Below are 1,489 nucleotides of genomic sequence, written 5' to 3' on the forward strand. Positions count from 1 at the left end.
GCTGCACCGCCGCGAGCGTGGCACCCGCACCCACACTCACCCGGCGCTCAACCGGGTCGACCTCACCGACGGTGTTCAGCCGCTCGGTGGACAGCAGCACGTCGTCGTGCTCGGGGACGGTGCCGGCCACCAGCGAAGTGCGCCCGCCCTGGACGGTGACGTTCGCGCCCGCGTCGCGGCAGAGTCGCAGCACCGCGGCGACTTCCTCGGGCGACCCGGGGCGCACCAGCGCGCCCGCTCGGCCCCGGTAGCGACCGGTGTAGTCGACGCTGCGGCCGGCCAGCACGTCGGGATCGTCGGTGACATAGCCGGGGCCCACCACCTCCGTCAGGCTCGGCAAAAGGCTCCGAAACTGGCTGTGAGTCACCGCCCCGGTCACGAAGCCGGTCTACCACACCCGGGGCTACCTTTAGGCATGGCTATCCGCGAAGACGTCTCATTCCGATCCGGCGCGGACCGTATCCGCGCCTGGCTGTACCGCCCCGACCCGGCCGGCGCAGCAGATCCGGACGGTGCCCCGCTGCTGGTGATGGCGCACGGCCTGGGCGCGGTGCGCAGCATGCGACTCGACGCCTACGCCGAGCGGTTCGCCGCGGCCGGATACGCCTGCCTGGTGTTTGACTACCGCAACTTCGGCGACAGCGACGGTGCTCCCCGCCAGCTGCTCGATGTGGGCATGCAGTTGGCTGACTGGGCCGCCGCGGTCGACTTCGCGCACACCCTGCCCGGTGTCGACGGCAACCGGATCGGCCTGTGGGGCACCTCGTTCGGCGGTGGTCACGTGATCGCGACGGCGGCGCGGCTGCCGGTGGCGGCGGTGGTGGCGCAATGTCCGTTCACCGACGGGATCGCCTCTGCGCGCACCATTCCGCCGTTGACCATCGCGCGGATCACCATGCTGGCGTTGCGGGATCTGGCCGCAGCCCGGTTCGGCAATCCGCCGGTGATGGTGGCGACCGCCGGTCGCCCCGGCGAGGTCGCGCTGATGACGACGCCCGACTCTTACCTGGGCTATCTGCGGCTGGTTCCCAAGGGGCTGACCCTGCGGAATGAGGTCGCCGCGCGGATCGGGATGAAGATCCTCGCCTACCGTCCGGGCCGGCTGACGGCCAAGGTGAGCTGCCCGATCCTGTTCTGCATCTGCGATACCGACTCGGTGGCACCGCCCGGACCGACCCTGCGTTACGCCGCGAAGGCGCGCCGCGGCAGCGTCAAGAGCTACCCCGAGGGCCACTTCGACATCTACGTCGGCGAGGCCTTCGAACGGGTGGTCGCAGATCAGCTGGAGTTCCTGGACCGCAACCTCAAGACTGCGGGGTATTGAGCCTGGCCGGTGCGGCGAGAACTGTCACCGATGTCCTGACACATCACCCGACGCTTGTCGCCTGCTTCCGGTATGATCGAACGTATGTTCGATACGGATCTGCCTGAGCCGGGGTCGTTGGCCGATGCCGACGACAAAGCCCTGGTGGCGGCGATCGCGGGGTGG

The 1,489-nt window shown here is 69.7% G+C and carries 2 protein-coding genes; one reads left to right on the forward strand and one right to left on the reverse strand.

Annotated features, from left to right (window positions below; translation table 11 throughout):
- Positions 1–367, reverse strand: a 367-nt coding sequence (locus tag LI94_RS21150; protein WP_152664907.1) for an FAD-binding oxidoreductase, incomplete at its 3' end; no start/stop codon positions are given.
- A 48-nt stretch (positions 368–415) separates the two neighbouring features.
- Here LI94_RS21150 and LI94_RS21155 point away from each other — a divergent pair.
- Positions 416–1,324, forward strand: coding sequence for an alpha/beta fold hydrolase (locus tag LI94_RS21155; RefSeq protein ID WP_046302473.1), 909 nt, complete (start codon positions 416–418; stop codon positions 1,322–1,324).
- Positions 1,325–1,489: the final 165 nt, after the last annotated feature.

This window comes from Mycobacterium sp. UM_Kg27, assembly GCF_000972905.1.
GTDB lineage: Bacteria > Actinomycetota > Actinomycetes > Mycobacteriales > Mycobacteriaceae > Mycobacterium.